Annotated in this window: 24 protein-coding genes; 14 read left to right on the top strand and 10 right to left on the bottom strand. The window is 71.1% G+C overall.

Features of this window, described 5'->3' with window-relative positions:
- The first annotated feature begins 260 nt into the window (after positions 1-260).
- Complete coding sequence (locus KS423_RS11445) at positions 261-518, top strand: SCO4848 family membrane protein (RefSeq protein WP_224277934.1); 258 nt, start codon at positions 261-263, stop codon at positions 516-518.
- 91 nt (positions 519-609) lie between these two features.
- A complete protein-coding gene (locus tag KS423_RS11440; RefSeq protein WP_224277933.1) occupies positions 610-2,262 on the top strand; it encodes a hypothetical protein in 1,653 nt (550 codons plus the stop codon).
- 72 nt (positions 2,263-2,334) lie between these two features.
- On the opposite strand, the gene KS423_RS11435 is transcribed toward KS423_RS11440, so the two are convergent.
- The 8 genes from KS423_RS11435 to KS423_RS11400 all read right to left on the bottom strand — a co-directional run bounded on the left by KS423_RS11435 (position 2,335) and on the right by KS423_RS11400 (position 9,417).
- Positions 2,335-3,108 (bottom strand): succinate dehydrogenase iron-sulfur subunit, encoded by a 774-nt coding sequence (locus tag KS423_RS11435; RefSeq protein ID WP_224277932.1) that lies wholly within the window; start codon positions 3,106-3,108, stop codon positions 2,335-2,337.
- Entirely contained in the window at positions 3,108-4,850 is a 1,743-nt protein-coding gene (gene sdhA / locus KS423_RS11430) for a succinate dehydrogenase flavoprotein subunit (protein WP_224277931.1), read from the bottom strand. Before sdhA ends, KS423_RS11435 begins: the two co-directional genes overlap by 1 nt.
- Before the next feature lie 51 nt (positions 4,851-4,901).
- Positions 4,902-5,393, bottom strand: a complete 492-nt coding sequence (gene sdhD / locus KS423_RS11425) for a succinate dehydrogenase, hydrophobic membrane anchor protein (RefSeq protein WP_224277930.1) — start codon at positions 5,391-5,393, stop codon at positions 4,902-4,904.
- A gap of 8 nt (positions 5,394-5,401) precedes the next feature.
- Positions 5,402-5,782, bottom strand: a complete 381-nt coding sequence (sdhC, locus tag KS423_RS11420; protein ID WP_224277929.1) for a succinate dehydrogenase, cytochrome b556 subunit — start codon at positions 5,780-5,782, stop codon at positions 5,402-5,404.
- Between the two features lie 344 nt (positions 5,783-6,126).
- The gene (locus KS423_RS11415) at positions 6,127-6,612 is read right to left on the bottom strand and encodes a 2-oxo-4-hydroxy-4-carboxy-5-ureidoimidazoline decarboxylase (protein WP_224277928.1); all 486 of its coding nucleotides are present in this window, start codon (positions 6,610-6,612) and stop codon (positions 6,127-6,129) included.
- 328 nt (positions 6,613-6,940) lie between these two features.
- Entirely contained in the window at positions 6,941-8,305 is a 1,365-nt protein-coding gene (locus KS423_RS11410; protein ID WP_224277927.1) for an alpha/beta hydrolase, read from the bottom strand.
- Positions 8,233-8,589, bottom strand: a complete 357-nt coding sequence (locus KS423_RS11405) for a hypothetical protein (protein ID WP_224277926.1) — start codon at positions 8,587-8,589, stop codon at positions 8,233-8,235. The genes KS423_RS11410 and KS423_RS11405 overlap by 73 nt, the downstream gene beginning before the upstream one ends.
- 72 nt (positions 8,590-8,661) lie before the next feature.
- The gene (locus tag KS423_RS11400; RefSeq protein WP_224277925.1) at positions 8,662-9,417 is read right to left on the bottom strand and encodes an SDR family oxidoreductase; all 756 of its coding nucleotides are present in this window, start codon (positions 9,415-9,417) and stop codon (positions 8,662-8,664) included.
- A 121-nt stretch (positions 9,418-9,538) separates the two neighbouring features.
- On the opposite strand from KS423_RS11400, the gene KS423_RS11395 reads away from it, so the two are divergent.
- Positions 9,539-11,128 carry a methylmalonyl-CoA mutase gene (locus KS423_RS11395; RefSeq protein WP_224277923.1) on the top strand — a complete coding sequence of 530 codons (1,590 nt, stop codon included), beginning with the start codon at positions 9,539-9,541 and terminating at the stop codon, positions 11,126-11,128.
- 212 nt (positions 11,129-11,340) lie between these two features.
- The gene (locus KS423_RS11390) at positions 11,341-12,594 is read left to right on the top strand and encodes an amidohydrolase (RefSeq protein WP_224277921.1); all 1,254 of its coding nucleotides are present in this window, start codon (positions 11,341-11,343) and stop codon (positions 12,592-12,594) included.
- Between the two features lie 57 nt (positions 12,595-12,651).
- Here the strand turns inward: KS423_RS11390 and KS423_RS11385 are convergent, their stop codons facing one another.
- Positions 12,652-12,924, bottom strand: coding sequence for a hypothetical protein (locus tag KS423_RS11385; protein WP_224277919.1), 273 nt, complete (start codon positions 12,922-12,924; stop codon positions 12,652-12,654).
- Positions 12,925-13,202: 278 nt separating this feature from the next.
- On the opposite strand from KS423_RS11385, the gene KS423_RS11380 reads away from it, so the two are divergent.
- The 8 genes from KS423_RS11380 (at position 13,203) to KS423_RS11345 (ending at position 20,986) form a co-directional block, all read left to right on the top strand.
- On the top strand, positions 13,203-14,258 hold the full coding sequence (locus KS423_RS11380) for a BMP family protein (protein ID WP_224277918.1): 1,056 nt from the start codon (positions 13,203-13,205) through the stop codon (positions 14,256-14,258).
- Between the two features lie 346 nt (positions 14,259-14,604).
- A complete protein-coding gene (locus KS423_RS11375) occupies positions 14,605-16,131 on the top strand; it encodes an ABC transporter ATP-binding protein (RefSeq protein ID WP_374119939.1) in 1,527 nt (508 codons plus the stop codon).
- Positions 16,132-16,134: 3 nt separating this feature from the next.
- The gene (locus KS423_RS11370) at positions 16,135-17,301 is read left to right on the top strand and encodes an ABC transporter permease (RefSeq protein WP_224277913.1); all 1,167 of its coding nucleotides are present in this window, start codon (positions 16,135-16,137) and stop codon (positions 17,299-17,301) included.
- Positions 17,298-18,563, top strand: a complete 1,266-nt coding sequence (locus KS423_RS11365; RefSeq protein ID WP_224277911.1) for an ABC transporter permease — start codon at positions 17,298-17,300, stop codon at positions 18,561-18,563. Before KS423_RS11370 ends, KS423_RS11365 begins: the two co-directional genes overlap by 4 nt.
- Positions 18,560-18,970: a cytidine deaminase gene (locus KS423_RS11360; protein WP_224277909.1), complete on the top strand. Its 411-nt coding sequence runs from the start codon at positions 18,560-18,562 to the stop codon at positions 18,968-18,970. Before KS423_RS11365 ends, KS423_RS11360 begins: the two co-directional genes overlap by 4 nt.
- Positions 18,971-19,066: 96 nt before the next feature.
- A complete protein-coding gene (locus tag KS423_RS11355) occupies positions 19,067-20,344 on the top strand; it encodes a thymidine phosphorylase (protein ID WP_224277907.1) in 1,278 nt (425 codons plus the stop codon).
- A complete protein-coding gene (locus KS423_RS11350; protein ID WP_308020171.1) occupies positions 20,331-20,651 on the top strand; it encodes a type II toxin-antitoxin system RelE/ParE family toxin in 321 nt (106 codons plus the stop codon). Before KS423_RS11355 ends, KS423_RS11350 begins: the two co-directional genes overlap by 14 nt.
- Positions 20,648-20,986, top strand: a complete 339-nt coding sequence (locus tag KS423_RS11345) for a helix-turn-helix domain-containing protein (protein ID WP_224277905.1) — start codon at positions 20,648-20,650, stop codon at positions 20,984-20,986. The genes KS423_RS11350 and KS423_RS11345 overlap by 4 nt, the downstream gene beginning before the upstream one ends.
- 52 nt (positions 20,987-21,038) lie before the next feature.
- On the opposite strand, the gene KS423_RS11340 is transcribed toward KS423_RS11345, so the two are convergent.
- Positions 21,039-22,328 carry an MFS transporter gene (locus KS423_RS11340; RefSeq protein WP_224277903.1) on the bottom strand — a complete coding sequence of 430 codons (1,290 nt, stop codon included), beginning with the start codon at positions 22,326-22,328 and terminating at the stop codon, positions 21,039-21,041.
- A gap of 92 nt (positions 22,329-22,420) precedes the next feature.
- On the opposite strand from KS423_RS11340, the gene KS423_RS11335 reads away from it, so the two are divergent.
- Positions 22,421-23,389, top strand: coding sequence for a LysR family transcriptional regulator (locus KS423_RS11335; protein ID WP_224277901.1), 969 nt, complete (start codon positions 22,421-22,423; stop codon positions 23,387-23,389).
- 130 nt (positions 23,390-23,519) lie between these two features.
- The gene (locus KS423_RS11330; protein ID WP_224277899.1) at positions 23,520-24,677 is read left to right on the top strand and encodes an adenosine deaminase; all 1,158 of its coding nucleotides are present in this window, start codon (positions 23,520-23,522) and stop codon (positions 24,675-24,677) included.
- Positions 24,678-25,024 lie beyond the last annotated feature (347 nt).

Genomic DNA, 25,024 nt, shown 5'->3' with positions numbered 1-25,024 from the left:
CGCCGATCGCGGCCGACGGGGGCGGCTGCTGCGGGGCCGCGCCCGCCGGGGCGGCGAGCAGGACCGGCAGGGCCGCGGTGACCGCGACGCACAGGCGACCGAACGTATGACGGGGTGTGGGCACCAGCAGACCGTACCCACTCCCGGCTTCCGGCGCCCGCTCCCGGGGGACCGTCCTCCGCAGGAGGGGCCCGCCGTACGCCGATCGGCGGCCCGCGCATACTGGGGATGCACACCGCCTTCACACGCCGAGGACCCCCATGAAGCTCAGCCGCCGCACCTCCTGGTTCCTGACCGCCTTCGGGGTCTGGTCGATCATCATCTGGACGACCTTCGTGAAGAACCTCTGGAAGGACTCCGGCGGCCAGGCCTTCACCAACGGCGACCACTCCCAGCCCACCGCCTTCTTCTGGATCCACCTCCTGCTCGCCGTCACCTCCTTCGTCCTCGGCATCGCCGTCGGCAGCATCGGCCTGCGCGGCCTGCGCGCCACCCGCCGCGCCCCGGTCACCGACTGAGAAATCACCGTTGCCGCTGTCGGTCCCCACTGGCAAGATCCTCACGGCTTCGGCACTCGGCCGAGCGGCTGATCATTAGGGGTGGGGATTCATGACACTTCGGCATGCCCGCAGACTCGGCGGGGCGACCGTGGTGGTGCTCGCGGCGGGGCTGCTCGCGGCGCCCGGCGCCGCCGCCGTACCGGGGGACGCGGTCACCGACCCCAAGGCAGTGCCCGCGCCGGGCTTCACCTCCACCGGACTGCGCACCGACGCCTGCGACGACACCACCGCCCCCGGCTGGCTGGAGGTCGCGAACCCGGTGCTGACCGTCTCGGCGACCTCCCCGCAGGTGCGCTTCAAGCTCTGGGACGACTCGACCCCGGAGCACGACAAGATCGTCGACACCACCGCCGACGTCACCGGCGGCGCCGCCAAGCTGGCCACCTCCGCTCTGGCGGACGGCCACTCCTACTCCTGGCAGGCCTGGCCCGAGTACTCCCCGGGCAGTGGCAAGCCCACCCCGACCTGCCACTTCCGGGTCGACCTGACCCACCCGGGCCTGTCCGTCTCCTCCACCGACTTCCCGGAGAGCGGCTCCGGCACGACCCCCGGCAAGTACGCCGGTGAGAACGGTGTCTTCACCCTCAAGGGCCTCGACGCCGCCCCGGCGGGTGGCGAGGCCTCCGGTGTGGCCTGCTACCAGTACGTGCTGGACGGCTCGCTGAGCGTCGGCTGGGACTGCGCCTCCGGACACACCGTCAAGGCGGGCGCCGACGGCACCGCCCAGCTCACCCTGAAGCCCAGGGACTGGGGCACCAACATCCTGACCGTCCAGGCCATGGACAACGCCGGCAACGTCAGCCAGCCGGCCACCTACACCTTCTACGCCCCGTGGGACCCGCGCCCCAAGCCGATGGTCCCGGGCGACGTGGACGGCGACGGAGTGCCGGACATCCTGGTCCCGGACGCCCAGGGCAACCTCCAGATCATCAGCGCCGCCGCGACCGACACCACCCCGAGCTCGACCGTCCCGGCCGTGCTCGCCCCGCTCCGCGCCGGCTGGCAGGACGACGAGGTGCTGCACCGCGGCTGGATCAACGGCCATGCCCCCGGCGACGACCTGCTGGTGCATCCCAAGGGCAACCCGGGCTTCCTGTACGCCTACAACAACCGGTACCAGGGCGACTTCGGCCAGTCCTATCCGAGCCTGGTGGACAAGCCCACCCGCTGCGTCGACGCCACCGCGGCGACGATCCCCTGCCCCGAGGGCTACACCGAGGACTGGTCCGGCTCCGACCGGCTCGTCGCACTCGGCAGCCGCAAGCCTACGGCCCAGGCGTCCTGGCCGGTCCTCGTCTCGGTCGAGCACGGCAAGCTCTACGCCTACTACGACGGCCTGCTCCGGTACTCCAGCGCCCAGCCCGTCGCCACCACCGGCGACTGGAGCGGCTACGACCTGATCGCCCCCGGCGCGGACGCCTCGGGCAACCTCACCCTGTGGGCGCGTGACCGGGCCACCGGCGTTCTGCACGCCTACCCGATCGTCAAGCAGGCCAACGGCCTGCTGGACTTCTCCGCCCTCGCCGACCCCTCGGCGAACGTCGTCGCCACCGGCTTCACCACCGCCGCGTACCCGACGCTCGACAGCGCGGGCGACGGTGACGGGGACGGCAAGCCCGACCTGTGGGCCGTCACCGCCGACCGCCACCTGGTGACCTTCAGCGGCTGGTCCGCCCCGAGGGACCTCGGCGCCCTGCGCTGACCCCGGCAAACACGAAGGCCCCGCCCGAGCGATCGGGCGGGGCCTTCGGCCTGTCGGACAGGGATCAGACGATCAGAAGCGGCGGGTGACCAGCGCCCGCTTCACTTCCTGGATCGCCTTGGTGACCTCGATGCCACGCGGGCAGGCCTCGGAGCAGTTGAAGGTGGTGCGGCAGCGCCACACGCCCTCACGGTCGTTGAGGATCTCCAGGCGCTGCTCGGCGCCCTCGTCGCGCGAGTCGAAGATGAAGCGGTGCGCGTTGACGATGGCGGCCGGGCCGAAGTACTGGCCGTCGTTCCAGAACACCGGGCAGGACGACGTGCACGCGGCGCACAGGATGCACTTGGTGGTGTCGTCGAAGCGCTCGCGGTCCTCGGCGGACTGCAGCCGCTCGCGGGTCGGCTCGTTCCCCTTGGTGATGAGGAACGGCATGACGTCCTTGTACGCCTGGAAGAACGGGTCCATGTCCACGACCAGGTCCTTGAGGACCGTCAGGCCCTTGATGGCCTCGATCGTGATCGGCTTCTCCGGGTTGACGTCCTTGATCAGGGTCTTGCACGCCAGCCGGTTGCGGCCGTTGATCCGCATGGCGTCGGAGCCGCAGATGCCGTGCGCGCAGGAACGGCGGTAGGTGAGGGTGCCGTCCTGCTCCCACTTGATCTTGTTGAGCGCGTCCAGGACGCGCTCCTTCGGGTCCATCGTCAGCTGGTAGTCGACCCACACCGGGTCCGGGTGCTCCTCCGGGTTGAACCGGCGGATCCGGAAGGTGACGGTGATCGGCTGGACGGCACCGGCTTCGACCGCGTCCAGAGCGGCCGAGTGCTTCTCCACGGTCGGAGTGCTCATCAGTACTTACGCTCCATCGGCTGGTAGCGGGTCGTGACGACCGGCTTGTAGTCGAGGCGGATGGAGGTGGTGCCGTCGGCGGCAACCTCCTGGTACGCCATGGTGTGCTGCATGAACTTCACGTCGTCACGGGTCGGGAAGTCCTCGCGGTAGTGGCCGCCGCGGGACTCCTCGCGGGCCAGCGCGGAGACGGCCAGCACCTCGGCCAGGTCGAGCAGGTTGCCCAGCTCGACGGCCTCCAGGAGGTCCGTGTTGTAGCGGAAGCCCTTGTCCTGGATGGAGACGTTCTTGTAGCGCTCCTTCAGCGCGGCGATGTCCTCGACCGCCTGCTTCAGGGTGGCGCCGGTGCGGTACACCATGGCGTTGGCGTCCATGGTCTCCTGCAGCTCCTTGCGGATCTGCCCCACGGACTCGGTGCCGGTGCCCTCGCGCAGGCCGTCGACCAGGGCCTGGACCTTCTCGGCCGGGTTCTCGGGCAGCTCGACGAACTCGTTCGCGTTGGCGTAGTCGGCGGCGGCGATGCCCGCGCGACGGCCGAACACGTTGATGTCCAGCAGCGAGTTGGTGCCCAGGCGGTTGGCGCCGTGCACGGACACGCAGGCGACCTCGCCGGCCGCGTACAGGCCCGGGACGATGTCGGTGTTGTTGCGCAGGACCTCGCCCTCGACGTTGGTCGGGATGCCGCCCATGGCGTAGTGCGCGGTGGGCTGGATCGGGATCGGGTCCGTGTAGGGCTCGATGCCGAGGTAGGTGCGCGCGAACTCGGTGATGTCCGGGAGCTTGGCGTCCAGCTGCTCCGGCGGCAGGTGGGTCAGGTCCAGGTAGACGTGGTCGCCGTCCGGACCGCAGCCGCGACCCTCGCGGATCTCGGTGTAGATCGCGCGGGAGCAGACGTCACGGGACGCGAGGTCCTTCATGACGGGGGCGTAGCGCTCCATGAAGCGCTCGCCGTCCTTGTTGCGCAGGATGCCGCCCTCGCCGCGGGCGCCCTCGGTGAGCAGGATGCCCATGCGCCAGATGCCCGTCGGGTGGAACTGGAAGAACTCCATGTCCTCCAGCGGCAGGCCGCGGCGGTAGACCAGGGCCTGGCCGTCACCGGTGAGGGTGTGGGCGTTGGAGGAGACCTTGAAGAACTTGCCGGTGCCGCCGGAGGCGAACACGACCGACTTGGCCTGGAAGACGTGGATCTCGCCGGTGGCCAGCTCGTAGGCGACGACGCCGGCCGTCTTGCCGTCGTTGATCAGCAGGTCGAGGACGTAGAACTCGTTGAAGAACTCGACGCCGTGCTTGACGCAGTTCTGGAACAGCGTCTGGAGGATCATGTGGCCGGTGCGGTCGGCCGCGTAGCACGAGCGGCGGACCGGGGCCTCGCCGTGGTTGCGGGAGTGACCGCCGAAGCGGCGCTGGTCGATCCGGCCCTGCTCGGTGCGGGAGAAGGGCAGACCCATCTTCTCCAGGTCGAGGACGGCGTCGATGGCCTCCTTGCACATGATCTCGGCGGCGTCCTGGTCGACCAGGTAGTCACCACCCTTGACCGTGTCGAAGGTGTGCCACTCCCAGTTGTCCTCCTCGACGTTGGCGAGGGCGGCGCACATGCCGCCCTGGGCCGCGCCGGTGTGGGACCGGGTCGGGTAGAGCTTGGTCAGGACGGCGGTGCGGCTGCGCTGCGTCGACTCGATGGCCGCGCGCATGCCGGCGCCGCCGGCGCCGACGATGACGGTGTCGTACTGGTGAATCTGCATGGGGGGTTAACTCGCCTCTGGCCTCTGCCGATGGTCGATGGTGCTCGCGGCTCAGATGTTGGGGTCGAAGGTGAAGATCACCAGGGTGCCGAGCAGCACGGTGAAGACCGTGGCGGTACCCATGAGTCCCTTGAGCCAGAGCCGGGTCGAGTCCTTCTCGGCGTAGTCGTTGATGACCTGACGCATGCCGTTGGCGCCGTGCAGCATGGCGAGCCAGAGCATCAGGAGGTCCCAGCCCTGCCAGAACGGCGAGGCCCAGCGGCCGGCCACGAAGGCGAAGCCGATCTTGGAGACGCCGCCGTCGAGCACCAGCATGATCAGCAGGTGACCGAGGATCAGGACGACCAGAACGACACCGGACAGGCGCATGAAGAGCCAGGCCAGCATCTCGAAGTTGGTGCGGGTGCGGCGCGGGGTCTTCTTGGTCCGCTTGCGCGGCGGCTCGATGACGAACGCGTCGGCCGGGTTGCCGGTGCCCAGTCCCTTGCCGGTGTGCACCTGCTTGGAGGGGACGACGATGGCGTCGGAGATTTCCGTGGACATGTCTCGGCTCACTTCCCGAACCAGGAGATCAGCGTGTGCTGGAGGATCCCGTAGAAGGAACCGGCCATCAGGAGGACCCAGACGCCGACGACGCTCCAGAGCATCTGCTTCTGGTACTTCGGGCCCTTGGACCAGAAGTCCACTGCGACGACGCGCAGGCCGTTCAGGGCGTGGAACAGGATGGCGGCCACCAGGCCGTACTCCATCAGGTTCACGAGCGGAGTCTTGTACGTCTGGATGACGGTGTCGTAGGACTCCGGCGACACTCGCACGAGGGCGGTGTCCAGGACGTGGGCGAACAGGAAGAAGAAGATGAGGACGCCGGTGACTCGATGAGCCACCCAGCTCCACATGCCTTCCCGGCCGCGGTACAGCGTTCCAGCCGGCACGGAAAAACCCTCCGGAAGCGATTGGGGGCTCGGCCGGCTTCGGTGTCGGTCAGCCCGGCCGGGTACGGTCCACCGGCCGCCAGCATCCTATCGACGCCTTGTCGTGAACCGCCTCCGGGGGCCCCAGGTGTGATCAATCAGGCACTTCTGGCCTAGCGGAGCGGGAACCAAACCGGCTGTCGTCACGGTACGTGACGGCATGCTCGCGCCCCGCACCGGAGGGTGCGGGGCGCGGCGGTTCCGGTTCACGCGGTGGTTCGGGTTCAGTGGCGGTCCGGCCTCACTCGTCCGGGTGGATTCACGGGTGGAGTCACCCGGACGGATGAAGGTGGCGCGATGGGGGCTCAGCGTGCCGCGGCCTCCGACTGGGTGGCGACGAGGTGTTCCAGGCGGGTGAGGGCGATCCGGCGGAGCTCGTCGGCCGCGATCAGCCGCTCCTCGTCCGGGTCGTTGGCGAGGCGGGTGCGGATGGAGGAGAGCACGGTGTCGAGCATCTCCTCCGGGGCGACCCGTTCCAGGCAGACCACGAAGACGTGGCCGAACCGGGCCTCGTACGCGGCGTGCGCCGCCCGCAGTGCGGTGTGCGCGGCCTGGCTGCCGGGGGCCCGCATGCCGAGCAGTGGCTGCGGCATCCAGCCCTCGTCCGCCAGTGCCTCGGTGAGGTCGGCCGGGCGGAGGTCGTAGGAGGCCTCGCTGGCGGCGGCCAGCAGGGACTCGATGTCGGGGTAGGGCCGGTGCGCGGTGAGGCGCAGGGCCCAGCGGTGGCTGCCGCAGCAGGCCAGCAGGGCCTCCTCGGCGGCGCCGGCGTCGGCTTCGTTGAAGCGGTGCAACCCGAGGAGGGTCGGCTCTGTTCTGGCGTCGAGCCGCTGTGACGGGATGTCGCTGGCCAGCGGGTCCTCCTCGTGAGGGCGGGAAGGTGCCGGTGAAGTGGGGTGGTGAGCAGGTGGAATAAGGGCTGCGGAGGGGCGCGTGGGCGCCGGTCGGGCAGCGCTTCAAAGGTAGTTGAGCGGTCACCAGTTGGGGAGGCCGCGCGCCGAATTCATCCGGACGAGCTATCAAGTTGTGACGTTGACACTTTCGCGTCAGCGAGCTCCCCGCCTCCTCCTGGATGTTCGGCGCTGCCGTCCGCCGAACATCCAGGTCGTCCCGGCCGGGGGCTCAGGTGCAGCGGGTGCCCGGGGCCGGCATCGTGCCCTCGGCCAGGTAGGCCTCCATGGCCCGGTCGATGCAGGTGTTGCCCTTGCCGAAGGCGCCGTGGCCCTCGCCGACCCGGGTGAGCAGGGTGGCGTTGGCGAAGCCCTTGGCCAGCGTCTCGGCCGAGGCGTACGGAGTGGCCGGGTCGCCGGTGGTGCCGACCACCAGGATCGGCGCGCTGCCCTCGGCCCGGACGGTGTGCGGCTTCTCCTGCGTCTTGAACGGCCAGTCGGCGCAGCCGGGCTCGGTGTAGTCGTCCACCGTGACGCCCTTGGACAGCAGCGGTGCCTCGGCGAGCAGCCGGTCCACGGCGGCCTTGGCGTGCTCGGGGGTGGCTGCGGGGCGGGCGGCGTCGGCGCAGCCGATCGCAGCGTTGGCCTCGTCCAGCGGGCTGTAGTGGCCGTTCTCGTCCCGGCCGTTGTAGTCGTCGGCGAAGGCCAGCAGGTAGTCGCCCTTGTTGCGCACCATCGCCCAGCCGAGGGCGGCGCGCAGGTACTCCCAGGAGGTCTTCTCGTCGCCGTAGAGCAGCGAGATGGTGCCCGTCCAGGCCTGGTCGCGGCCGAGCTTGCGGCCGTCCTTGGTGGTCAGCGGGTGGTCGTACAGCCCGTCGAGGAAGTCGGCGGCCTTCTTGGCGGCCTTGGCCTCGTCCTTGCCGAGCGGGCACTGGTCGGCGTGGTTCTCCACGCAGTCGACGGCGAAGCGCTCGAAGGACTTCTCGAAGCCGATCTGCTGGTCGACCCCGTGGTCCAGCCGGTCCTGGCCGGGGTCGACCGCGCCGTCCAGGATCAGCCGGCCGGTGTTCTTCGGGAACTCCTCGGCGTAGAGCGCGCCGAGGTACGTCCCGTAGGAGACACCGAGGTAGTTGAGCTGCTTGTCGCCGACCGCGGCGCGCAGCACGTCCAGGTCGCGGGCGGTGTTGCGGGTGCCGACGAAGGGCAGCAGCCTGCCGGACTTGGCCTGGCAGGTGGCGGCGTGCTCGGCGGACAGCTTGGCGCGCTCGGCCTTGCGGACGGCCGGGTCGAGCGGGGCGTCCATCTGGTTGACGGCGTCGTGCTGCTTGTCGTCGTAACAGACGACCGGGGAGCTGTCGCCGGTGCCGCGGGGGTCGAAGCCGATCACGTCGAAGCGGTCGTGCAGGGTGCCGGCGAACTGCTTGGCTCCGTACTTGACCATCCCGACGCCGGACTCGCCGGGACCGCCGGGGTTGACCATCAGCGAGCCGAGCCGCTGGTCCGGCTTGGCGGCCGGGTACTTGATCAGCGCGACGTCGAGCGCGTCGGTGGCGGGGTTGGCGTAGTCGAGCGGGACGTGCAGCTTGCCGCACTGCATTCCGGATATGTCGATCTTGGCCTTCTGGGCCTGCGGGTCGGCCGGGCAGTCGGCCAGGCGATCTGCTGGCCGTAGAAGGGCTTGAGCGCCGGGTCGGCCTCGCCGGTGGGCTTGGGCGTCGGCGTCGGGATGGCGGCGGGGGCCGCGGCGGCGGGTGCGGTGCTGCCGGCGGCCTGGCCCTGGGCCGGCTTGGCGGCGTCGTCGCAGGCTGAGGTGAGCAGCAGGGTGCCTGCCGCCACCGCGGTCAGCAGGACCCGTGGGCGGGCGGCCCGGAAGGTTCTCATCGCACGTGTGTACCACCGGGGGGTGACGTGTTCGATCTTGGCCCCCGTCCGGGGCCGCCCGCCGGGCCCGGCTCAGCCGCGGTGGACCTTGTGGTTGGCGGCCTGCGCCCGGGGGCGGACCACCAGCAGGTCGATGTTCACGTGCGAGGGCCGGGTGACCGCCCAGGCCACGGTGTCCGCGATGTCCTCCGAGGTGAGCGGTTCGGCCACGCCCGCGTACACCGCGGCGGCCTTCTCCTCGTCGCCACGGAAGCGGGTGATCGCGAAGCCCTCGGACTTCACCATGCCGGGCGCGATCTCGATCACCCGGATCGGCTCCCCGCACAGCTCCAACCGCAGCGTGGCGGCGATGGTGTGCGCGGCGTGCTTGGCGGCGACGTACCCGCCGCCGCCCTCGTACGCGGCCAGCGCGGCGGTCGAGGAGAGCACCAGCACCGTGCCGTCGCCGGTGGCCCGCAGGGCCGGCAGCAGCGCCTGCGTCACGTGCAGCACGCCGAGCACGTTCACCTCGTACATGGCCCGCCAGTCGGCCGGGTCGCCGTGCTCGACGGTCTCGGCGCCGATCGCGCCGCCCGCGTTGTTCACCAGGACGTCCACCCGGCCGATCGCGGCCGCGAAGGCGTCCACCGCGGCCCGGTCGGTGACGTCCAGGGTGACCGCGCGGGCCGAACCGCCCCGCTCGGCGATCTCCTTGGCCAGTTCCTCGATGCGGTCGGTGCGGCGGGCGGCCAGCACCACGTCGAAGCCCTCGGCGGCCAGCCGGCGGGCGGTCGCCGCGCCGATTCCGCTGCTGGCACCGGTGACCACGGCCACCTTCTGCTCGGTCATTGCCACTCCCTGGGGCTCGTCGGTCGGTCGTTCACTCGATCATCTCAACCGCGTCGCCGCCCCGGCGGGCCGGTCGCGTCCTACATTGCGAGGACCCCGATCCCCAGCTCCGGAGGACCCCATGGCAACCGAGCCGCGCCGAGCCGAGTCGGGCTTCGAGATCGAGCCGCTCTACGGCCCCGAGTCCCTAGCCGGCTGGGACGCCGGCGCCCGGCTGGGCCGGCCGGGGGCGTACCCCTACACCCGGGGCGTCTACCCGACGATGTACACCGGCCGCCCCTGGACGATGCGCCAGTACGCGGGCTTCGGCACCGCCGCCGAGTCCAACGCCCGCTACCGGCAGCTGATCGCGGGCGGCGGCACCGGCCTCTCGGTCGCCTTCGACCTGCCCACCCAGATGGGCTACGACTCGGACGCGCCGCTCGCCGCCGGGGAGGTCGGCAAGGTGGGCGTCGCCGTGGACAGCGTCGAGGACATGGCCGTGCTGTTCGAGGGCATCCCGCTCGGCGAGGTGTCCACCTCGATGACCATCAACGCGCCCGCCGCCCTGCTCCTGCTCCTCTACCAGCTGGTCGCCGAGGCCCAGGGGGTGGCGCCGGGTGCGCTCACCGGCACGGTCCAGAACGACGTGCTGAAGGAGTACATCGCCCGCGGCACCTACATCTTCCCGCCGCAGCCCTCGCTGCGGCTGGCCGCCGACGTGTTCCGGTACTGCCGGGCCGAGATCCCGCGCTGGAACACCATCTCCATCTCCGGCTACCACATGGCCGAGGCCGGGGCCGACCCCGTACAGGAGATCGCCTTCACGCTGGCCAACGGCATCGCCTACGTCCGCACCGCGCTCGCTGCCGGGATGGCCGTGGACGACTTCGCCCCCCGGCTCTCGTTCTTCTTCGTGGCCCGCACGACCCTGCTGGAGGAAGTGGCCAAGTTCCGTGCCGCGCGCAGGATCTGGGCCGGAGTCATGCGGGACGGATTCGGCGCCCGGGACCAGCGCTCGCAGATGCTGCGCTTCCACACCCAGACCGCGGGAGTGCAGCTCACCGCCCAGCAGCCCGAGGTCAACCTGGCCCGGGTCACCGTACAGGCGCTCGCCGCGGTGCTCGGCGGCACCCAGTCGCTGCACACCAACAGTTTCGACGAGGCGATCGCGCTGCCCACCGAGAAGGCCGCCCGGCTCGCCCTGCGCACCCAGCAGGTGCTCGCGTACGAGACCGACGTGACCGCCACCGTCGACCCGTTCGCCGGCTCCTACGCCGTCGAGTCGCTCACCGACGAGGTGGAGGCCGCCGCGCAGGCGCTGATGGACCGGATCGAGGAGCAGGGCGGCGCGGTGGCGGCGATCGAACGCGGCTACCAGAAGGGCGAGATCGAGCGCACCGCCTACCGGCTCCAGCAGGAGACCGACTCCGGCGCGCGGACGGTGGTCGGCGTCAACCGCTTCCGGTCGGACACGGAGGAGCCGTACCGGCCGCTGCGGGTGGACCCGGCGATCGAACAGCGGCAGGCGCGGCGGCTGGCCCGGCTGCGGGCCGAGCGCTCCGCCGGCGCCGTCACCCGGTCGCTGGACGCGCTGCGCCGCACCGCCGAGGGGGCGGGGAACGTGCTGTATCCGATGAAGGAGGCGCTGGCCGCCCGGGCCACCGTCGGCGAGGTGTGCGACGCGCTGCGCGGGGTCTGGGGGACGTACGCCCCGGTGGAGCGCTTCTGACGTTCCGATGAACGGCCGTCAACGGGCCGGTGCGGTGGAGAGCGTGGCGTCCGTGACCACCGGCCGGGGCGATCGTTGCACAGGTCACGCAACCCGGGGAAGGCGGCTGAAACGAGATGTCATACCCACCTGTCCGGCCGGTATGCACCCATCCGGGGACTAGTTTTCCGGAAGTCGGGCCAAATCCCCCCAACAGGCCTACGATTGGCGAGATGAACCGTCCTGAGCCCGCTCAGTCGGGCGCCACTCTCGCCCTCGCACGTCCCGCCGCCGAACTGCGCGACCGGGTCCGGGCGCTGGAGCCCGAGCTGATCGCCTTCCGCCGTGATCTGCACCGGCATCCGGAGCTGGGCCGCCAGGAGTTCCGAACCACCGGGCTGCTGCGCGACCGGCTGGTGGCCGCCGGCCTCGAACCCCGGGTGCTGCCGGGCGGCACCGGCATGCTCGTCGACATCGTCCCGCCCGGCACCGCCCCGGGTGCGGAGTTCCTGGCCTTCCGCGCCGACATCGACGCGCTGCCGATCGACGACGCCAAGACCGACGTGCCGTACCGCTCCTCCGTCCCCGGCCGGGCCCACGCCTGCGGCCACGACGTGCACACCTCGGTGCTGCTCGGCACCGGCCTGATGCTGGCCGACGCCGTCCGCACCGGCGAGCTGCGCCGCCCCGTCCGGCTGGTGTTCCAGCCTGCGGAGGAGGTCATGCCGGGCGGCGCGCTGGACGTGATCAAGGCCGGCGGGATGGCGGGCGTCGGGCGGATCTTCGCGGTGCACTGCGACCCGAAGGTGGAGGTCGGCCGGATCGCCCTGCGGGTCGGGGCGATCACCTCGGCCTGCGACCGCCTGGTGCTCCACCTGGACGGCCCCGGCGGGCACACCGCCCGTCCGCACCTGACGACGGACCTGGTCACCGCGGTCGCCCGGATGGCCGCCGACCTCCCGGGCGCGCTGGCCCGCCGGATGGACCCGCGCTGGGGCGTCAGCCTGGTCTGGGGGCGGATCGCCTCCGGCTCCGCGCCCAACGTCATCCCGCAGCACGCCGAGTTGGAGGGCACCGTCCGCTGCCTGGAGCTGGACGGTTGGCGCGAGGCGCCGGACCTGCTGCACGAGCTGATCGCCAAGGTGGCCGAGACCTACCGGGCCAAGTGGACGCTGGACTACCACCGCGGGGTGCCGCCGGTGGTCAACGAGGCGGTCTCGGTCGCCCGGCTGGAAGAGGCGATGAACGCCCGCTTCGGCCGGGACGGGGCGCAGGTGGTGGAGGGCACCGAACAGAGCCTGGGTGGCGAGGACTTCTCCTGGTACCTGGAACACGCACCGGGCGCCCTGGCCCGGCTCGGCGTCCGCGCGCCCGGCGACGCCACCGTCCGGGACCTGCACCAGGGCCGGTTCGACGTGGACGAGCGCGCGATCGGCATCGGCGTGGAGCTGTTCTCGGCGCTGGCCCTGGAGGCGGACGCGCTCTAGCGAAGGGGGTGGCGCGGCCGGGGCCGCGCCACCCGTCGACGGTGGGGCCGCGCCGGATCAGCCCTCTTCGAGGTGCCACTCGCCGGAGTAGTAGCCGCCGGTGCTGATGGTCGCGGCCTGGCCGGCGTAGACCCAGTTGCTGGCGACCCACTGGCAGGAGCTGGTGTTGCAGAACTTCGCGACGATGCGATAGATGCCGCCGCCTCCGTAACACGTCACGTAGATGGTGTGGCCGTCCGAGGTCGAGGTGACGGCACCGCAGGTCACGCCGGTCGTCTGCGCACTCGCCACGGTGGAGCCACCGATGCCCAGGCCCAGGCCAACGACCATGGCGGCAACGGCTACGCTGGATGCGGTCCTTCGTATGAGAGCCATGACTGCCATTCGACTTGAATGCGCGCGATCAAGATAAGAGGGCTTTGAGCCAACCTGTCCACGCGCAGGTCACACTCCTATACGGGCTGCGGCGCTCGTTGTCGACAACGACACGAGACCACGTTTTGATAACAACCCATATGCGCCAGCGGCTCGTAACACAACCGTGTTCTACGCGCGTTACGGTGGCGTCCGACCACGCCAAACGGTTGCGTGTAGAAGGAGATATCCCCTTGCGCCGTTCAATGAAGCTCGCCGCGGTTGTGCTCTCGGGTTCCCTGGGCATGGCCTCGCTCGCCGCTTGCGGCGCAAAGAGCACCGACTCCTCCTCTGCCGGCTCGGGCGACGGCTCGCTCAAGGTCGGCATGGCCTACGACATCGGCGGCCGCGGTGACCAGTCGTTCAACGACTCCGCCGCCCGCGGTCTGGACAAGGCCAAGTCCGAGCTGGGCGTCTCCGTGACCGAGGCCGAGGCCAAGCCGGGCGAGGCCGAGGCCGACAAGGAGACCCGCCTCAAGAACCTGATCGACGCGGGTTACAAGACGATCGTCGCGGTCGGCTTCGTCTACCAGCCGGCGGTCAACAAGCTCGCCAAGGACAACCCGGACGTCAAGTTCGCGATCATCGACTCCAACGACAAGGAGCAGCCGTCCAACGTGACCTCGCTGCTCTTCGCCGAGCAGGAGGGCTCCTACCTGGCCGGTGTCGCCGCCGCGAACAAGTCGAAGGCCAAGCACGTCGGCTTCATCGGCGGTGTGCAGACCGAGCTGATCAAGAAGTTCGAGGCCGGTTACAAGGCGGGTGTGAAGTCCGTCGACCCGAACATCACGGTCGAGACCACCTACCTGACCACCCCGCCGGACTTCACCGGCTTCACCTCGCCCGACAAGGGCAAGGAGGCCGCGCAGGGTCAGCTCGACAAGGGCGCGGACGTCGTCTACACCGCCGCCGGTTCCTCCGGCAACGGCGCCATCGAGGCCGTCGCCAACGCCGGCAAGCTGGCCATCGGTGTCGACTCCGACCAGGCCAACCAGCCGGCCCTGGCGAAGTACAAGGGCGCCATCATGACCTCGATGGTCAAGAACGTCGACACCGCGGTGTTCTCGTACATCCAGTCGGTCAAGCAGGGCCAGAACCCGACCGGCATCAAGCTGTTCGACCTGAAGGCCCAGGGTGTCTCGCTCGCCACCACCGGCGGCAAGATCGACGACATCCAGGACAAGCTGAAGGCCGCCACCGACGCGATCACGTCCGGCGCCACCACCATCCCGACCGCGCCGGTCCAGTAAGGACCGCGCGTCCGGGACGCCGCAGCGCCTGCCGGCTGTCCGGCAGCGCGATGTGACGACACAGTTCACGGGAGGGGCCCGGCAGGGTGCGCTCAACGCGTACCCCCGGGCCCCGTTCCGTCCCCACGTTCCCCCTTGGCCCTCCGAGCGCAACGACGCGCCTCCAGACCACCAGGAGATCGCCATCACCGCATCCGACCCCGTCCCCCTGCGCAAGGACGGCACCCCCAGCGCGGGGACGGCGACACCGGCCGTCGAACTGCGCGGCATCACCAAGCGCTTCCCGGGTGTCGTGGCCAACCACGACATCAACCTCACCGTCCGCACCGGCACCGTGCACGCCCTGATGGGTGAGAACGGCGCCGGCAAGTCGACGCTGATGAAGATCCTCTACGGCATGCAGAAGCCGGACGAGGGCACCATCGCGATCAACGGCGAGCTGTGCGAGTTCAACACTCCCGGCGACGCCATCTCCCGCGGCGTCGGCATGGTGCACCAGCACTTCATGCTCGCCGACAACCTCACGGTGTGGGAGAACGTCGTCCTCGGCGGCGAGAAGATCCACGGCATCGGCGCCAAGGCGAAGGCGAAGATCAAGGAGATCTCCGACCAGTACGGCCTGGGCGTGCGCCCGGACGCCCTGGTCGAGGACCTCGGCGTCGCCGACCGCCAGCGCGTCGAGATCCTCAAGGTGCTGTACCGCGGCGCCAAGATCCTGATCCTCGACGAGCCCACGGCCGTGCTCGTCCCGCAGGAGGTCGACGCGCTGTTCGACAACCTGCGGGATCTCAAGTCCGAGGGCGTCACCGTCATCTTCATCTCGCACAAGCTGCACGAGGTGCTGGCGGTGGCCGACGCGATCAGCGTCATCCGGCGCGGCACCACGGTCGGCGACGCCGACCCGAAGTCCGTCACGGCCCGTCAGCTGGCCGAGCTGATGGTCGGCGCCGAGCTGCCCTCCCCGGAGAGCCGCGAGTCGACCGTCACCGACACGGTGATGCTCGACGTCGACGCGCTGCGGATCGCCAAGACCGACGCCGAGGGCATCGAGCGCGTCGTCCTGGACGACATCTCGCTGCGCATCCACAAGGGCGAGATCCTCGGCATCGCCGGTGTCGAGGGCAACGGCCAGGCCGAGCTGGTCGAGGCCATCATGGGCATGCTGCCGCTGAACGCCGGCACCGTCACCCTGGACGGCAAGGACCTCTCCGGTGCCCAGACCCGGGCCCGCCGCGAGGCCGGCATCGGGTACATCCCCGAGGACCGCCACCGGCACGGCCTGCTGCTGGAGGCCCCGCTCTGGGAGAACCGCATCCTCGGTCACGTCACCGAGGCGCCCAACTCCAAGGGCGTGCTGCTCGACCCGTCCGCCGCCCGCGAGGACACCTGGCGGATCGTCGAGGCGTACGACGTCCGCACCCCCGGCATCGAGGTCACCGCGGCCTCGCTCTCCGGCGGCAACCAGCAGAAGCTGATCATCGGCCGCGAGATGAGCCACCAGCCCAAGCTGCTGATCGCCGCCCACCCCACCCGCGGCGTGGACGTCGGCGCGCAGGCGCAGATCTGGGAGCACATCCGCTCCGCCCAGCGGGAGGGCCTGGCCGTCCTGCTGATCTCCGCCGACCTGGACGAGCTGATCGGCCTCTCCGACACCATCCGGGTCATCTACCGCGGCCGTCTGGTCGCCGACGCCGACCCGGCCACCGTGACCGCCGAGGACCTGGGCACCGCGATGACCGGTGCCGCCAGCGGCCACATCGAGTCCGAGCCGGAGGCCGTCGCCGAGGCGCAGGCCGTCGCGGCCGAGGGCACCGAGGCCGAGGCCGGGCACCAGCCCACCGACACCGCCGACGACCCGCAGGCGGGGGAGTAACCCATGACCAGTCCCAACCCCGCCGCGGCGAAGCCCGGCCTGGCGCAGCGGTTCAGCGGTGAGCGGATCACGCTCGCGCTGGCCGCGCCGGTGCTCGCGATCGTGCTGTCCGTCGCGATCTGCTCCGTCCTGCTGGCCACCTCGGGCAAGAACCCGTTCGACGCGTGGAACGTGATGATCACGTACGCCACCAAGTCGGACGGCCAGGTGAAGATCCTCAACCGGACCACCACCTACTACCTGGCCGCCGCGGCCGCCGCGTTCGGGTTCCGGATGAACCTGTTCAACATCGGTGTCGAGGGCCAGTACAAGGTCGCGGCGCTGTTCGCGGCCTTCGTCGGCGGCCAGCTCGACCTGCCGGCGTTCATCCAGATCCCGCTGCTGCTCATCACCGCGATGCTGGTCGGCGGTCTGTACGCGAGCATCGCCGGTCTGCTGAAGGTCTACCGCGGCGTCAGCGAGGTCATCTCGACCATCATGCTGAACTCGATCGCGACCGCGATCGTCGGTGTGCTGCTCGTCCCGGGGATCTTCGCGCCGAAGGTCAGCGGCACCAGCAACTCGATCCAGACCAACCCGGTCTCGCAGTCCAGCCACTTCTTCTCGATCGAGACGGACGGCGGGAAGCTCTGGGGCTTCCTGATCGTCGCCGTCGTGGTCGGCGTGGTCTTCCAGTTCGTGCTGACCCGCACCCGCTTCGGCTTCGACCTGCGCGCCACCGGCCGCTCGGAGAGCGCCGCGACGGCCTCCGGCGTGAACGTCAAGAAGATGGTCGTCATCTCGATGGTCGTCTCCGGTGCGATCGCCGGTCTGATCGGCCTGCCCGAACTGCTGCAGAACTCGTACTACTTCGGCCAGACCTTCCAGCCCGGCCTGGGCTTCCTGGGCATCTCGATCGCCCTGCTCGGCCGGAACAGCCCGATCGGCATGGCCTTCGCGGCGCTGCTGTTCGCCTTCCTGGACGCCGCCGGCTCGGTGCTGCCGCTGCCCCTGAACGGCGAGTTCCCCTTCGAGATCGTCGACGTCATGAAGGGCACCATCGTCATCTGCGTCGTCGTCGCGTACGAGCTGGTGCGCCGCTACGGCCTGAAGCGCCAGCAGCAGAAGGTCGGCGCCGAGCTCGCCGCCCAGGCCGCCGCGGCCGCTGAGAAGAAGGAGGTGTCCGCATGAGCACGGCCACCGCTGCCCGTCCGAAGGCGTCGGGCGCGCCCGCGAAGAAGTACAAGCTGTCCTGGCCGGTGGTGCTGCTGCTGATCGCGGGCGCCCTGGTGCTGTTCTCCGCCGTGGGCATGGCCACCGGCAACCACTCGCTGACCTCCTCCGGGCAGGTCACCGCCGCGCTCGGCGCCGCCGTGCCGATCGGCATGGCCGGTCTGGGCGGTCTCTGGTCCGAGCGGGCCGGTGTGGTCAACATCGGTCTCGAAGGCATGATGGTCGCCGGCACCTTCTGCGGCGCCTGGGCGGGCTACCTCGTCAACCCGTGGGTCGGCCTGCTGGCCGGCATGGCCGGCGGCGCGCTCGGCGGTCTGCTGCACGCGCTCGTCACCGTCACCTTCGGCGTCGACCACATCGTCTCCGGCGTCGGCATCAACCTGCTGATCCCCGGCATCTGTGCGTACGTCAACCGGATCTACTACAAGGACTACGTCTCGGTCGGTGCCGGCCAGAACCAGTCCCCGCCGGCGGACCCGCTGCCGTACATCACCGTCCCCGGCCTGTCCTCCGGGCTGAAGGGCATCGAGGGCCACCACTGGTTCTTCGTCTCGGACGTCGCGGGCGTGCTCGGCGGCCTGGTCACCAACATCTCGGTGGTCGTGCTGCTGGCCGGTGCGCTGATCGTGGTCAGCTACTTCGCGCTCTGGCGCACGGTGTTCGGCCTGCGGCTGCGCTCCTGCGGTGAGAACCCCACCGCCGCCGAGTCGCTGGGCGTCAACGTCTACAAGTACAAGTACCTCGCGGTCGTCGCCTCCGGTGCCTTCGCCGGCCTCGGCGGTGCGTACCTCTCGCTGGTCGCGGCGCACTTCTACAAGGACGGCCAGACGGCGGGCCGCGGCTTCATCGGCCTCGCCGCGATGATCTTCGGCAACTGGATGCCCGGCGGCCTCGCCATGGGCGCAGGCCTGTTCGGCTTCACCGACAGCCTCCAGCTGCGCGACCCGGAGTCGGTGCACGTGCTGATCCTGATCGTCGGCATCGCGCTGATCCTGCTCGCGCTCTGGCACCTGTACCGCCGCAAGTACGTCTCGACGGCGCTCACCGTCGCGGCGGCCGCGGGCCTGCTCTGCTGGTACGCGTTCACCGACGAGGTGCAGCGCCCGCTGATCGTCGCCACGCCGTACGTGATCACCCTGGTGGTGCTCTCGCTGGCCTCGCAACGACTGCGGATGCCGAAGGCGGACGGCCAGATCTACCGCAAGGGCCAGGGCAAGTGACCGCGCCCGTTCCTCCGGCGCCGTCCGTGATCGACTGGGAGCTGCTGCGCACGGCGGCGCGCGAGGCCATGGGCCACGCGTACGCGCCGTACAGCAGGTTCCCGGTCGGTGCGGCCGCGCTGGTGGACGACGGCCGGGTGGTCACCGGCTGCAACGTCGAGAACGCCTCGTACGGGCTGGGGCTGTGCGCCGAGTGCGGGCTGGTGTCCGCGCTGCACTCCTCCGGCGGCGGCCGGCTGGTCGCCTTCACCTGCGTGGACGGCGCCGGCGAACTGCTGATGCCGTGCGGGCGCTGCCGCCAGCTGCTGTACGAGCACGGCGGGCCGGGGCTGCTGATCGAACTGGCTTCGGGCGTGAAGCCGATGAGCGAGGTCCTGCCCGACGCGTTCGGGCCGGAGCGGCTCTAGCCTCTCTGTTTGTTACGCGCGTAGAGTGTCGCGAGTGGGCCGGAACCCGGTCATCTCGCGACACTCTTCGCTTTTGAAACCCCTCTTGGAGCACGCATGGACGCCATCTCCGTCATCAGGACCAAGCGCGATCGCGGAGAGCTGAGCGACGCTCAGATCGACTGGGTCATCGACGCCTACACCCGCGGTGAGGTCGCCGACGAGCAGATGTCCGCGCTGGCGATGGCGATCCTGCTGAACGGGATGCAGCCGCGCGAGATCAGCCGCTGGACCGACGCCATGATCCGCTCCGGCGTCCGGATGGACTTCTCCTCGCTGCCGCTGCCCACCAGCGACAAGCACTCCACCGGCGGCGTCGGCGACAAGATCACCCTGCCGCTCGCCCCGCTGGTCGCCGCCTGCGGCGCCGCCGTCCCGCAGCTGTCCGGCCGCGGCCTCGGCCACACCGGCGGCACCCTGGACAAGCTGGAGTCCATCCCCGGCTGGCGCGCCCTGCTCTCCAACGAGGAGATGATGGACGTGCTGCGCGGCGCCGGCGCGGTGATCTGCGCGGCGGGCGACGGCCTCGCGCCGGCCGACAAGAAGCTGTACGCGCTGCGCGACGTCACCGGCACCGTCGAGGCCATCCCGCTGATCGCCTCCTCGATCATGTCGAAGAAGATCGCCGAGGGCACCGGCGCGCTGGTCCTGGACGTCAAGGTCGGCTCCGGGGCGTTCATGAAGAACCTGGACGACGCCCGCGAACTCGCCCGCACCATGGTCGGCCTGGGCACCACCGCCGGGGTCAACACCGTCGCCCTGCTCACCGACATGTCCACCCCGCTCGGCCTCACCGCGGGCAACGCGCTGGAAGTCCGGGAGTCCCTGGAGGTGCTCGCCGGCGGCGGCCCGGCCGACGTCGTGGAGCTGACCCTCGCGCTCGCCCGCGAGATGCTCGCCGCGGCCGGCGTGCAGGGCAAGGACCCGGCGGACGCGCTGCGCGACGGCTCCGCGATGGACCACTGGCGCCGCATGATCGCCGCCCAGGGCGGCGACGTCGACGCCCCGCTCCCGGTCGCCCGCGAGCAGCACGTCATCCCGGCGCCCGCCTCCGGCGTGCTCACCGCGCTGGACGCCTACGCGATCGGTGTCTGCGCCTGGCGCCTGGGCGCCGGCCGCGCCCGCAAGGAGGACCCGGTGCAGGCCGGCGCCGGCGTCGAGATGCACGCCAAGCCCGGCGACACCGTGGTGGCCGGCCGGCCCCTGCTGACCCTGCACACCGACACCCCGGAGCGCTTCGACTACGCCGTCGAGGCCCTCGCCGGCGGCATCGAGGTCGCACCGGCGGGCACGGCCTTCACCCCGAACCCGATCGTGCTGGATCGCATCGCGTAGTCATGCGATTGCGCCGTGTGCGGCAGCGTGCTCCACGCTGCCGCACACGGGAGTTGACCGCTTCGCGGTCGAGATCGAACCTGAGGTCCGTGACTGGCTTGTCGCGCTTCCGGCGCGGCACTATGCCAGCGTTGAGGATCACGTCGATTACTTGGCAGATCATCCGACGACGCTTGGCGAGCCGCTCTCGCGTCACCTGGGCGGGCCATTGCGTGAGCTTCGCTTCGATCTGGGGCGCGCGGCCACGAGAGTCACTTACTGGCTCGCTCCTGAGCGCCGGATCGTCCCGGAAGGAAAGCTGCGATGAACCACTCCCAGTGGAAGACCCGTCGCACACGCCAGCTGTTGGGTGAACAGGTGGAGGAGAGCCCGGAGATGGCTGCGTTCCGGCGGGAAATGCGCTATGCCAGGGTGTTCGGGCAGGCTCTCTACGATCGCCGCACCGCGCTGGGTCTGTCGGAGGCGGAGGTGGCTCGTCGCGCCGGCATGACCGAGGAAGACATCGAGTGCATCGAGGGCGCCGGTACCGTGCCCACCTTGCCGCTGCTGGAAAAGCTGGCGGTGGCTCTGGAGGCTGAGCTGGACATCCACGTGGTGCCTGGCACCGATTCGGAGCTCCGCTTCCAGGCGCCGGCCGCCTGAGCACGCCGAAGAGCCCGTATCCGGTCGACCGGATACGGGCTCTTCCGCGTGCTCAGGCCCGGACAGCGGGTGTTGAGCGCCGGGCGGCGTGGGCCCGGCGGGTGGCGTAGAGGGTGACGGCGGCGGCGAGGGCCATGGCGGTGAGACCGACGGTGGCGGCGCCGGGCCAGCCGGTGGCGTGGTAGGCGTCGGCGCCGAGGGTGCCGCCGAGGCTGTTGCCGAGGTAGTAGGCGATCAGGTAGAGGGCGGAGGCCTGGGCGCGGCCCTCGGTGGCGGTGCGGCCGACCGAGGAGGAGGCGGTGGCGTGGCCGGCGAAGAAGCCGGCGGTGATCAGGACCAGGCCGAGCAGGGCGCAGACCAGGGACTCGGCGAGGGAGAGCAGCAGGCCGGCCGCGGTCACGCCGATGGAGACGTAGAGGGCGCCGCGCCGGCCGAGGCGGCCGGAGAGCCGGCCGGCCGCGGCGGAGGTGCCGGTGCCGACCAGGTAGACCACGAAGATCGAGGCGGCGATTGACTCCGGCAGGTGGAACGGCGCGGCGATCAGCCGGTAGCCGACGGTGTTGTAGACCGCGCCGAACACCGCCATGAACAGCATCCCGAGCGCGTACAGCCGCACCAGCAGCGGGTTGCGCAGGTGCCGTCCGACGGTCCGGGCGAGTGCGCGGGCGTCGACCGGGGCCGGCGTGAAGTGCCGGGCGGCGGGGATCAGCAGCCGGAAGGCGAGCGTGGCGAGCAGGGCGAGGACGGCGGAGGCGGCGAGCCCCCAGCGCCAGCCGAGCCCGGCGGCGGTCCAGCCGGAGAGCAGCCGCCCGCCCATTCCGCCGATGCTGTTGCCGGCCACGTACAGGCCCATCGCGGAGGGCAGCGCGCTGGGGTGGACCTCCTCGGCGAGGTAGGCCATGGCGGTGGCCGGGAGTCCGGCGAGGGCGACGCCCTGGAGGACCCGCAGGGCGACGAGGGCGGTGAGGTCCGGCGCGAAGGGCAGTGCGAGGGCGAGTGCAGAGGCGGCGAGGGTGGAGGCCGTCATCACCGCGGTGCGGCCGTACCTGTCGGAGAGCGCGCTGGCCGGGAGCAGCCCGAGGGCGAGGCCGAGGGTGGCGGCGGAGGCCGTCCAGCTGGCCTGGCCGGGGGTGAGGTCGAGGTCGGCCGAGAGGATCGGCAGCAGGCCCTGGGTGGAGTAGAGCAGGACGAAGGTCGCTACCCCGGCGGCGAACAGGGCGAGGTTGGCGCGGCGGAAGGCGCGCTGGCCGGGGCGGTGGCGGTCGTCCGCGGCGGCGGCACAGGAGGGGATGGCGGGGGCATCCGGGGAGGTCACGGATGCCCTGGTATCGGCGGGCTGCATGACGTCGACCGTAGGCCCGACGCTGTTGATGCGTCCAATGCATGAAGCATGGATGATCGATGCACTGACGTATGAGTCGAGGTGGTGGCGCGATGTCCGGTCCGGAACAGGCGGACGGTGGCGAGCAGCGGTACCGGGCGGCCGAGTTGGGGCCGGAGGAGCCGGCCGTGCTGCTGGCGCCCCGGCTGGCCCAGTTCGCGGCGGTGGCCCGGCTGGAGCACGTGACCCAGGCGGCCGCGCTGCTCGGGGTGCCGCAGCCGACGCTGTCGCGCGCGGTGGCCCGGCTGGAGGAGGAACTGGGGGTGGGCCTGCTGGCCCGTCAGGGCCGGACCGTCCGGCTGACCAGGGCGGGCCGGCTGCTGCTGGCCTCGGTGGAGCGGGCACTGGCCGAGGTCGAGCGCGGCGCGGCGGCGGCCCGGGCGGAGGCGGACCCGGCGGTGGGACTGGTGGCCTTCGGCTTCCTGCACACGATGGGGCCGGACGCGGTGCCGGCGCTGCTGCGCGGCTTCCGCGCGGCGCACCCGCGGGTGCGGTTCCAGCTGGTGCAGGACTACGGTGCGGCGATGCTGGAGCGGCTGCGGGCCGGGGAGCTGGACCTCTGCCTGGTCGCGCCGCTGCCGGACGACCCGGCCTTCGCCGCCCGCCCGCTGGAGGAGCAGCGGCTGCACCTGGTCGTCCCGGCGGACCACCGGCTGGCCGGGCGGCGGCGGATCCGGTTGGCCGAGGTGGCGGAGGAACCGTTCGTCGGGCTGGAGCGGGGGTACGGGCTGCGCGTGATCACGGACGGCTTCTGCGCGCAGGCCGGGTTCGTCCCCCGGCTGGCGTTCGAGGGGGAGGAGGCGGAGACGCTGCGCGGGCTGGTGGCGGCCGGGCTCGGGGTGGCGCTGCTGCCGCCGGCGCTGGTGCCGCGGCCGGGGGTGGTGGAGCTGGAGGTGACGTCGCCGCGCACCCGGCGGGCGATCGGGCTGGCGTGGGCGGCCGGGCGGCCGCTGACCCCGCCGGCGGAGGCGTTCCGGGACTTCGTGCTCTCCCGGCGCGGGCGGTTGTTGCAGCACGACTGACGGCGCCGCTCCGGCCGACTGACGCTTTGGTGGATCGTATGGACCGGGCGGTGGAATTCCGGGTGGAGTTTGGACCATCCGGCGGTGTTCGCGGTGGTCGGTCTACGCGCGTAGGGGCTATATTTCCGCAATGGAACAGCAGATCCCCGTCACCACCGCGGGCACCGGCCCGCGCATCCCCACCTCCGACCAGATCCGCCGCGCGCCGAAGGTCCTCCTGCACGACCACCTGGACGGCGGGCTGCGCCCGGAGACCGTGGTCGAACTGGCCGCCGCCTGCGGCTACCAGGGCCTGCCCACCACCGACCCCAAGGAGCTCGGCGAGTGGTTCCGCGAGGCCGCCGACTCCGGCTCGCTGGTCCGCTACCTGGAGACCTTCGCGCACACCTGCGCCGTGATGCAGACCCGTGAGGCGCTGATCAAGGTCGCCGCGGACTGCGCCGAGGACCTGGCCGCCGACGGCGTCGTGTACGCCGAGGTCCGCTACGCCCCCGAGCAGCACCTGGAGGCCGGGCTGAGCCTGGACGAGGTCGTCGAAGCCGTCCAGGAGGGCTTCCGCCTCGGCGAGGCCAACGCCCGCAAGGCCGGCCACCGGATCCGCGTCGGCACCCTGCTGACCGCGATGCGGCACGCCGCCCGCTCCACCGAGATCGCCGAACTGGCCAACCGCTACCGGGACCGGGGCGTGGTCGGCTTCGACATCGCCGGTGCCGAGGCCGGCTACCCGCCCACCCGCCACCAGGCCGCCTTCGACTACCTCAAGGGCGAGAACAACCACTTCACCATCCACGCGGGCGAGGCCTTCGGCCTGCCGTCGATCTGGGAGGCCCTGCAGTGCTGCGGCGCCGACCGGCTCGGCCACGGCGTGCGGATCGTCGACGACATCACGGTGGGCGAGGACGGCGCGGTCGAGCTCGGCCGGCTGGCCGCGTACGTGCGCGACAAGCGCATCCCGCTGGAGATGTGCCCGACCTCCAACATCCAGACCGGCGCCGCCTCCTCGTACGCCGAGCACCCGATCGGGCTGCTCAGCCGGCTGAAGTTCCGGGTCACCGTGAACACCGACAACCGGCTGATGAGCGGCACCAGCATGAGCCGCGAGTTCGGCCACGTGGTGGAGGCCTTCGGCTACACCCTGGGCGACCTGGAGTGGTTCACGGTGAACGCGATGAAGTCCGCGTTCCTGCCCTTCGACGAGCGGCTGGCGATGATCAACGACGTGATCAAGCCGGGCTACGCCGAGCTGAAGGCGGAGTGGCTGTTCAGCGTGGGCGCCGGCTCCAACTGAGCCGCCGGGGGGTGCGACCGGGCCTCGCGGTCGGATGAACGCCACGTTCCTGCAATGGAGTTGTCGTTCATCCGACTACTCACTCGGGTGAGTGAATGCTCTTTGGCTCCCGCGTGGTCGGCTCACTACGGTGTGCCCGTCATTGCCGACAGGTCGCGGCGGCGGTCGCCCGTCCGCCGCTCCCGTGCGTGAAGTCGGCCACCGACGAGGACCCGAAGAGGACCAACCATGAAGCAGGCTCTCAAGGCCGCCGGCACCGCGGCGCTCGGCATCGCCATCGCGGCGGTCGGCGCCGGTACCGCCTCCGCGGCCGACGGCCAGGCGGCCGGCGGCCTCGGGCTGCCCAC

It is taken from the genome of Streptomyces sp. LS1784 (assembly GCF_020103755.1).
GTDB lineage: Bacteria > Actinomycetota > Actinomycetes > Streptomycetales > Streptomycetaceae > Kitasatospora.
This window is presented reverse-complemented; position numbering and strand designations above follow the sequence as displayed.

Coding starts and splice junctions, on each gene's coding strand:
- KS423_RS11400 (WP_224277925.1), bottom strand. CDS start 9,417: ATGACCGAGCAGAAGGTGGCCGTGGTCACCGGTGCCAGCAGCGGAATC.
- KS423_RS11355 (WP_224277907.1), top strand. CDS start 19,067: ATGGACGCCATCTCCGTCATCAGGACCAAGCGCGATCGCGGAGAGCTG.
- KS423_RS11440 (WP_224277933.1), top strand. CDS start 610: ATGACACTTCGGCATGCCCGCAGACTCGGCGGGGCGACCGTGGTGGTG.
- sdhD (WP_224277930.1), bottom strand. CDS start 5,393: ATGTCCACGGAAATCTCCGACGCCATCGTCGTCCCCTCCAAGCAGGTG.
- KS423_RS11395 (WP_224277923.1), top strand. CDS start 9,539: ATGGCAACCGAGCCGCGCCGAGCCGAGTCGGGCTTCGAGATCGAGCCG.
- KS423_RS11365 (WP_224277911.1), top strand. CDS start 17,298: ATGAGCACGGCCACCGCTGCCCGTCCGAAGGCGTCGGGCGCGCCCGCG.
- KS423_RS11340 (WP_224277903.1), bottom strand. CDS start 22,328: ATGCAGCCCGCCGATACCAGGGCATCCGTGACCTCCCCGGATGCCCCC.
- KS423_RS11375 (WP_374119939.1), top strand. CDS start 14,605: ATGGGTGAGAACGGCGCCGGCAAGTCGACGCTGATGAAGATCCTCTAC.
- KS423_RS11410 (WP_224277927.1), bottom strand. CDS start 8,305: ATGCAGTGCGGCAAGCTGCACGTCCCGCTCGACTACGCCAACCCCGCC.
- KS423_RS11345 (WP_224277905.1), top strand. CDS start 20,648: ATGAACCACTCCCAGTGGAAGACCCGTCGCACACGCCAGCTGTTGGGT.
- KS423_RS11385 (WP_224277919.1), bottom strand. CDS start 12,924: ATGGTCGTTGGCCTGGGCCTGGGCATCGGTGGCTCCACCGTGGCGAGT.
- sdhA (WP_224277931.1), bottom strand. CDS start 4,850: ATGCAGATTCACCAGTACGACACCGTCATCGTCGGCGCCGGCGGCGCC.
- KS423_RS11435 (WP_224277932.1), bottom strand. CDS start 3,108: ATGAGCACTCCGACCGTGGAGAAGCACTCGGCCGCTCTGGACGCGGTC.
- KS423_RS11370 (WP_224277913.1), top strand. CDS start 16,135: ATGACCAGTCCCAACCCCGCCGCGGCGAAGCCCGGCCTGGCGCAGCGG.
- KS423_RS11330 (WP_224277899.1), top strand. CDS start 23,520: ATGGAACAGCAGATCCCCGTCACCACCGCGGGCACCGGCCCGCGCATC.
- KS423_RS11335 (WP_224277901.1), top strand. CDS start 22,421: ATGTCCGGTCCGGAACAGGCGGACGGTGGCGAGCAGCGGTACCGGGCG.
- KS423_RS11390 (WP_224277921.1), top strand. CDS start 11,341: ATGAACCGTCCTGAGCCCGCTCAGTCGGGCGCCACTCTCGCCCTCGCA.
- KS423_RS11405 (WP_224277926.1), bottom strand. CDS start 8,589: ATGAGAACCTTCCGGGCCGCCCGCCCACGGGTCCTGCTGACCGCGGTG.
- KS423_RS11445 (WP_224277934.1), top strand. CDS start 261: ATGAAGCTCAGCCGCCGCACCTCCTGGTTCCTGACCGCCTTCGGGGTC.